We start from the raw sequence: 7129 nt of genomic DNA, 5'->3' as shown, positions 1-7129 counted from the left end.
ACCGCCTGAACCGCAGGGCCGCTCGGCCCTGCCGCCCCGGCTCATCCGAGCCCGGGCAGATTCATGCGACAGCCTCAGGTGGGCGAGGTTGGACACGTCTGTGGCGCCGCCGAGGGCGTAGTCGTGGGTGTGGTCCACTTCGCAGCGGATGGCGGGGGCGGTGCAGCCGGGCCAGCGGCAGTGGCGGTCGCGGGCGCGGAGGTGTCGGTCGATCGCGGTGGTGCGGTGGTAGGTGTCGGTGCGCAGCACCGCGCCGGTGACGGGGTGGGTCACGACACGATCCCAGGGCAGAGCCGTGGCCTCGGCAAGGGCGCGTGCGGTGGTGGCGTCGATAGGCCCGTGCCCGACGAGGTCGGCGGGGTCGAGGTTCTCGTCTCCCGGCCGCAGCATCGTCAACGCCGGCACGACGACCTGCACGCGTGCGCGGATCGAGCCGAGCGTCCCCGGGCCGTCGTCGACACGGGTGGGGTCGGCGTCGGGGGCGGCGGTCAGGAGCAGGTCGGCGAGGATGTCGGCGCGTAGCTGATCGGTGGTCCGCGTGTCGGCTGCACCCCCGGTGTCCGGGTTCATCGGTGCTTCGCGGCGCAGGTCGACCAATGCGGCGCTTTGCTGAACGAGCCGGTCATAGATCCCCACCGCCAGCACCGTGGGCAGCGTCGCGATGAGGTCGGACATGCCGTCCTCGCCCGCGATCACCCGCACGCACCGGGTCTGGCGTCCCCGCCGGTGGCGCTCGGTGAGGGTCGTCGGCTGCAGCGACTCGGCCAGCGCCGCGAGGCGCGTCTTCAACCGCCCCGGGCTCAGGCCCTCAGCGGCGGCGACGGCGAGCACGTCGAACTCGTGGCGCCGTTCGATAGGCAGCGGGGTGCCGGCATCCACGATCACCCGCACGTGCGCCCGGGTCAGCACGCCCGCCTCCCAGGCATCGAGGGTCACAGCAAAGTCATCGGCGAGGGTCATCGCCTGACCGATCTGCGCCTGCACGCTGCGGTCCGACACGCACTCGGCCGCCGCGATCTCGGACGCGACCTCGCGCAGCGCCATCTCCGCCGCTTTCGACGAGGCCCGCACCCCCGCGGCAGCGTCGAGGGCGAGGTGCCCCGCGCGGGCGAGCGCACGTACGCGGCGGGCTTCGGCGGAGGCGACCTCGGCATCCACTCCGCGCACCTCGGCCAGCACCGACGACAGGGCCGCAGCCCCGTCATCCGGTGACGGCGGAGGCGGCTCGAAGGTCATGTATGCATGCTAGCCAGAGCCTCCGACACCGAGACCGGCTCGCGTGGTCAGATGTGGAGCATTCGGCACGTCGCGCGATGGGCAGGAGGGGTACGTCAAGGTTGGCTGTACAGAATGCGGTACTGAGCAGGTTTTTTCGGCTCGACCTGTGGCGCGGGTGAAGTTTCCTGGTCCGCGGGGCTGCGCTCGGCCCGACCTCACGGCGGTGACGTCCGGATGGTGCGTGACCACGCGACCTCGCGGCTCAGCTGTCCCGTCCGCTGGAACAGCCGCACCTGATGCGTGTCTGCCAGCACCTCGGCGAGCTCATCGCGATCAGCGGGTTCGAACCCGAGACTCTGCCAGAACGGACCGGATCGCCGGCTGAACAGCCACGCCGTGCCCGCCCCCTCTTCGGCAGCGCGCGTGAGCGCGAACCGGGCGAGAGCGGTTCCGCGCCCTCGTGAACGCTGCCCCGGTCGGATGGCGACGCTCCGAATCAGCGCGTGGTGACCATCGCCACTGATCTCGTAGCCGGTGCTGCCGATGATCGCGCCGGCCTCGTCGCGCTCCAGCCACAACCGCACGCCCGGCGCATCCAGGCCACTGAGTGTGAGATCGACCTCGCGGAGGAACGCTGTCAGCGCCTCGACATCGCCGGGATGGCAACGCTCGAATTCCACCCATCGAGTCAATCACGCGATCGACTCCCGCCCGGGGTCCTCGCGCGCACGTCAGACCCGAGGCGCCCGCGAGAAGAGAACGGGGCCGCGAATCACTCGGGCGCGGTGCAGGATTGCTGCTCACCGTTCGTCCCGGCTCTGCTCCTTCGGGATTGCCCGCGAGATGGGGTCGGCGGGCGGGGCAGGCCCGATCTGGGCTGTCGGCTTGGCGTCACGGTAGGGGTGCGTCGGCCGGCTGCGCCCGAGGTAGGCGTCACTGTAGGCGTCGGATGCGTACAGGTTCCCGTCGCGTGTTCCGCCTCGGTGCTCGGGCCTGAACGAAAGGAGGGAGACGGCACCGATGCCGACGACCGCTCCCACGATCAACACCCACAGCGGGGTGTTCCATTCGAACGCGATGGAGGACCAGTAGAGCGCGAAGCCGATCGCAACGATTGCCGCGATGAGCGCCTGCCGCCAGCGGAACCGGACCATATTCGACGGTAACGCCGTGACTGCTGCGATGCCAGACCCCGGTCCGGGCGGTGACTATGTTGCGCTCCTCCACGGCCACCGGCTGAGGAGCACTATCAGCACGATCGGAACCGAGCTGGTGGATCCGCCCCGAACACACCCCCGCCCCGTGGCATCCATACGACACCACGGGGCGGGAGAAGCCGCGAACGGGTCACAGCGCCCGCACGAACAGACGCCGCGAACGCTCTACAGCGTGCGCGCGAAGGGGTCGAAGCCCTCGTCGAGCAGCGGCACGGGCGCCACGGTGCTGCCGATCTCGAGCGTCTGACCGGTGGCCGAGGACTCCTCGGCGGACAGCATGACGTCGAGCACGTGGAAGCCGAGCTCGCCGGTGGCGACGTGCGGACGGTCGGCGGCGATCGCCCGGGCCATGTCGAGCACGCCGAGTCCGCGGCCGACGACGACGCCCTCGTTCGGGATCTCGATCCACTCCTGATCCGTCTTCATGCCGTCGCGGAAGACGCCGAGCGGCTTCACGTAGGCGATGCGCCCCTCGAAGCGGTTGGGGTCGGCGAGCACGATGGTGCCCTCGGATCCGTGGATCTCGACGACGCCGTGGCGCTCGAGCGCCGAGTCGAAGCTCAACAGGTGCGTGCCGTGCTGGCCGGCGGCGAACGACGTGAGCACCTGCACCGTCGACGGCACCTCGACCGGGAAGGTCTCGCCGGCGCGCGGACCGGTGTGGATCGTCCGCTCGAGGCGGGGGCGCGAGCCGCGCGCGGTGACGGCCGCGATCGGACCGAGCAGGCTCACGAGCGCCGAGAAGTAGTACGGACCCATGTCCAGCAGCGGTCCCGCGCCGCGGGCGAAGAGGAACGCAGGATCCGGATGCCACAGGTCGGGGCCCTGCGTCTGGAATGAGGTCTGCACGAACAGTGGCTCGCCGATCACTCCGGCCTGGATCGCGCGCTTGGCCGTCTGGAAGGCGGGTCCCAGCAGCGTGTCGGGCGCCGAGCCGATGCGGAGGCCCGCGGCATCCGCCTGCGCGAGGAGCGCGCGCGTCGCGTCGCGGTCGAGGCCGATCGGCTTCTCTGTCCACACGTGCTTGCCCGCGGCGATCGCGGCCGACGACACCTCGACGTGCACCTGCGGGATCGTGAGGTTCACGACGAGGTCGACGGCGGGGTTAGACAGCACGTCGTCGGGCGTTCCGGCGACGGGGACGCCGTGTTCGTCGGCCTTCGCGCGTGCGCGTTCGGGGAGGAGGTCACCGACCGCGACGACGTTCACGTCGGGGAACGACGTGAGGTTCTCGAGGTACGTCTGGCTGATGACGCCGGCGCCGATGACGCCGACTCCGAGCGGTCGGGTCACGCGACGAACCCGCCGTCCGTGAGGAAAGCGAGGCTCGCCGCCACGTCGGCGAAGACGTCGCCGGGCGCGCGGTCGTACTCGATCACGGCGTAACGGATGGCGGTTCCCGCGCGCAGCGCCTCGGCGAGCGGAACGTCCGCGGTGCCGGCGTGGCGCTGGTCGAGCGTGGCCGACGACATCTCGCCCGCACCCGGGGCCCAGGGGTTGGATGCCGGCACCACGCCGTCCTTCACGTGCACCGCGGTCAGGCGGTCGCCGAGCGTCGTGACGAGAGCCGGCACATCCTGTCCGCCGGTGAGCGCCCAGAAGAGGTCGAGCTCGAGCTGGACGCGGTCGTCGGTGAGAGCGACGAAGCGCTCGTACGCGCTCTGACCGTCGAAGTCGGCCACGAACTCCTGCGCGTGGTTGTGATACCCGACCGACAGGCCGAAGGTCGCGGCGAGGTCGGCGGCGCGGTTGAGGCGCTCCGCGATGTCGGCGACGCCGTCCTCGGTGAGCCAGCGCTCGGGTGCGACGAACGGGTCGATGACCGTCTGCATGCCGATCTTCGCGGCGGCCTCGAACACGATCTCGGGCGCGGGCGTGGGGATCGAGCCGTCGGGTGTCCACAGCTCGTCGCTGAGCAGCGGGGCGTGGCCGGTGGGAGAGGCCAGGCCGCTGGCATCCAGAGCCGCCCGGATCTCGTCGGGGCGATCCACGAACGCGAACGCCTCGACGTTGCGCAGGCCGAGCGCGGCGAGCTTTTCGAGAGAGCCGTGCATATCGGCCGAGAACTCGGATGCCAGCGTGTACAGCTGCACCGAGGCTTCGGGGAGGGAGGCGGGAGTGGTCATGGGGTCCTTCTGCACGTCGTCGTCCAAGGGGCCGGGCGGCCGTGCCGCTACTCTAACCTCCATGTGGAGGTTACGCTAGTCCCGACGGATGCGAGAAGGTGGGCGGATGAGCGAGGATGCCACGATCGGCCGGCCGGGCCAGCGGCGCCGCGGCGTCGAGCGGCGCCAAGAGATCCTCGATCGGGCGATCGAGGTGTTCCGCCGCCGCGGCGCGGACGGAACCTCGTTGCGCCGGATCGCCGAATCGATCGGCGTCTCGCACGCGGCTCTGCTGCACTACTTCGACTCCCGGGAGCAGCTGCTGGTCGCCGTGTACGACCACGCCGCCGCCAAGCAGGGCGAGGAGGAGGCCGCGCACCCGGTCGAGCCCGGCGTGGAAGGGATGATCGCCGCCGCGACCGCCAACGTCGAGGTGCCGGGCTTCGTGCAGCTGTACTCGACGCTCGTCGCCGCCGCCCTCGAGGTCGACAGCGGGGTCGGCAAGGACTACTTCACCTCGCGATTCGAGCGCCTGCGCGCGGAACTCGGCGAGACGTTCCGCGCGCAGCAGGCCGAGGGGCGCATCCGCGACGACGTCTCGGCCGACCACCTCGCGGCGTTGCTCATCGCGGCATCCGACGGTCTGCAGATCCAGTGGCTGCTCGATGAGTCGGTGGGGCTCAGCGACACCCTCCGCACGTTCGGGATGCTGCTGCAGGCTCCGCGCGACTGAGCGCCCCGGGGCGGCGCGCTCTGGGCGCGGGCGCTCTTGGCTTGGCGCGCCGTCGGCGATCTGCGCAGGGTCAGTCGGCGGCATCCGGATTCGGCTGAGGGTGCGTGGATCGCGGAGGTTGTGCAGGGAGGTGGATGCCGGGTGTTGGTGGGGCGGGGTGTCCGGGCTTGGGCGTTCCGTCGGCGATCTGCGCAGGGTCAGTCGGCGGCATCCGGACCCGGCTGAGGATGCGCGGATCGCGGAGGTTGTGCAGGGGGTGGATGCCATTCGGCCCGGGCGCGCGTCAAGCCCCCGGGCTTTCAGGCGCTTCCACGTAACGAACGAGTAACGTTCCGGGGTCCGCGCGGCCGCGAGCCGCCGGCGCGAAAGACCGGGAGGCGATGACCATCAGCACCACCATGACGGCTCCCCGTCTCGCGGCCGCGTCCCCGGCATCCGGTCTCCCACCCGCCGCGCGGCACCTGCCCTCGCTCACCGGGCTGCGCTGGCTGACGGCGATGCTCATCTTCGGCCACCACATCATGGCCGTGGAGTACTTCGGCGGCCGCGCCGGCGACCTGTGGGGGTTCGTGTTCGAGGCCGGGAAGACCGGCGTGACGCTGTTCTTCATCCTGTCGGGGTTCGTGCTGGCCTGGGGTCACAAGCCGGCGCAGACCGCGCGGTCGTTCTGGCTGCACCGCGCCGCGCGCATCTACCCGCTGCACGTCGTCGGAGTCGTACTCGCCCTCGTCGCGGCGGCGACGCTCGTCCCGGAGATCCGCACCGATGGCCTTGCGCCGCTCGGGGCCAACGTGCTGCTGCTCAGTGGCTGGGTCCCCGACTGGTGGCAGGCGGGCAACCCCGCGAGCTGGTCGCTCGTGTGCGAGGCCTTCTTCTACCTCACCTTCCCGCTGGTGATCCGCCTCGTCGCAGGGCGGACGACCCGGGTGCTCTGGGCGGTGGCCGCGGGGGCGCTGCTGCTGGTCGCTCTCGCGCCGCAGATCGCCGCGATCGCACCCGTGCCGATGTCGGCGGCATCCACTCCTGTTCTGCGGCTGCCGGAGTTCGTCCTCGGTGTCGTGCTGGCGCTGGTGATGAAGGAGACCGCGTGGCGCCCCGCCCCGCTGAGGTTCGCGGTGCCGCTGGCCGTCCTGGGGTACGCACTGTCGGAGGCGCCGGCGCTGCCCGGGACCGAGATCCGCCCCGGCCTCGCGGCGACGGTCGGCGGCTTCGCCCTCTTGGTCGCGTCGCTCGCCTCGGCCGACGCCCACCGCTCATCGACCTTTCTCGCGGGTGCGGCCTGGCAGGAGCTGGGTCGGCTGTCGTTCGCGTTCTACCTCGTGCACCTGCTCGTGATCGCGTCGGTGTCGTCGGCGTGGCCCGACGGGCATCCCGAGCTGCACTGGCCGCGCGCGGTTGCGCTCGCCGCGCTCGCGTTCATGATCTCCCTCGGGCTCGGGTGGCTGCTGCACCGCGGCGTCGAGACCCGCGTGCAACGGGTGCTGCTGCGGTTCGACCCCGACCGCCGCGGCGGTGCGGTCGCGCGCCGGGCTGCGGTGCGCTGAGGGCGGCGCCGGCGCGGTCCGGCGTCATCACGACCCGCGGGGAATAGGTGCCGGGTACTTGGCTGTCACGGCGTGCGGGGCTAGAGTCGCCGGATGGTGACGGCGATGGGTGGGCTGCACGTGATCATGCTTCTGCTGACGTGGGGCGTCGGCCTGGCTATGGCCGGGGCGGTGGTCTACGGCGCGGTGCGATTGGCGGTGACGCACGCGCTGAAGTCGCACACGCGCTGGGTCGACCGCGGCAAGCCCTGACGCTCGGCTCGCGCCCGTCGCGCCTCGGCGCCGCGGCGGAGCTCTCAGCCGCGCCTCGGT

The 7129-nt window shown here is 71.5% G+C and carries 8 protein-coding genes; 3 read left to right on the top strand and 5 right to left on the bottom strand.

Annotated elements, in window-relative coordinates:
- The 5 genes from LL239_RS02565 to LL239_RS02545 form a co-directional block, all read right to left on the bottom strand.
- Positions 1-1236: HNH endonuclease signature motif containing protein (locus LL239_RS02565; protein WP_228161872.1), on the bottom strand; the 1236-nt coding region annotated here is incomplete at its 3' end.
- A gap of 197 nt (positions 1237-1433) precedes the next feature.
- On the bottom strand, positions 1434-1898 hold the full coding sequence (locus LL239_RS02560; RefSeq protein ID WP_228161871.1) for a GNAT family N-acetyltransferase: 465 nt from the start codon (positions 1896-1898) through the stop codon (positions 1434-1436).
- A 120-nt stretch (positions 1899-2018) separates the two neighbouring features.
- The gene (locus LL239_RS02555; RefSeq protein WP_228161870.1) at positions 2019-2372 is read right to left on the bottom strand and encodes a DUF983 domain-containing protein; all 354 of its coding nucleotides are present in this window, start codon (positions 2370-2372) and stop codon (positions 2019-2021) included.
- Between the two features lie 228 nt (positions 2373-2600).
- On the bottom strand, positions 2601-3728 hold the full coding sequence (locus tag LL239_RS02550) for a Gfo/Idh/MocA family protein (RefSeq protein ID WP_228161869.1): 1128 nt from the start codon (positions 3726-3728) through the stop codon (positions 2601-2603).
- Positions 3725-4561, bottom strand: a complete 837-nt coding sequence (locus LL239_RS02545; protein ID WP_228161868.1) for a sugar phosphate isomerase/epimerase family protein — start codon at positions 4559-4561, stop codon at positions 3725-3727. Before LL239_RS02545 ends, LL239_RS02550 begins: the two co-directional genes overlap by 4 nt.
- Positions 4562-4667: 106 nt before the next feature.
- Between LL239_RS02545 and LL239_RS02540 the strand changes: the two genes are divergently transcribed.
- From LL239_RS02540 to LL239_RS02530, 3 genes are all read left to right on the top strand, one after another.
- Positions 4668-5273, top strand: coding sequence for a TetR/AcrR family transcriptional regulator (locus tag LL239_RS02540; protein ID WP_228161867.1), 606 nt, complete (start codon positions 4668-4670; stop codon positions 5271-5273).
- A gap of 380 nt (positions 5274-5653) precedes the next feature.
- The gene (locus tag LL239_RS02535) at positions 5654-6817 is read left to right on the top strand and encodes an acyltransferase family protein (protein ID WP_228161866.1); all 1164 of its coding nucleotides are present in this window, start codon (positions 5654-5656) and stop codon (positions 6815-6817) included.
- A 93-nt stretch (positions 6818-6910) separates the two neighbouring features.
- Entirely contained in the window at positions 6911-7069 is a 159-nt protein-coding gene (locus tag LL239_RS02530; protein ID WP_228161865.1) for a hypothetical protein, read from the top strand.
- Positions 7070-7129: the final 60 nt, after the last annotated feature.

It is taken from the genome of Microbacterium testaceum, from assembly GCF_020781835.1.
Classification (GTDB): domain Bacteria; phylum Actinomycetota; class Actinomycetes; order Actinomycetales; family Microbacteriaceae; genus Microbacterium; species Microbacterium testaceum_H.
Note: the sequence above shows the minus strand (reverse complement) of the source record. Positions and strands in the feature narration are given on the sequence as shown.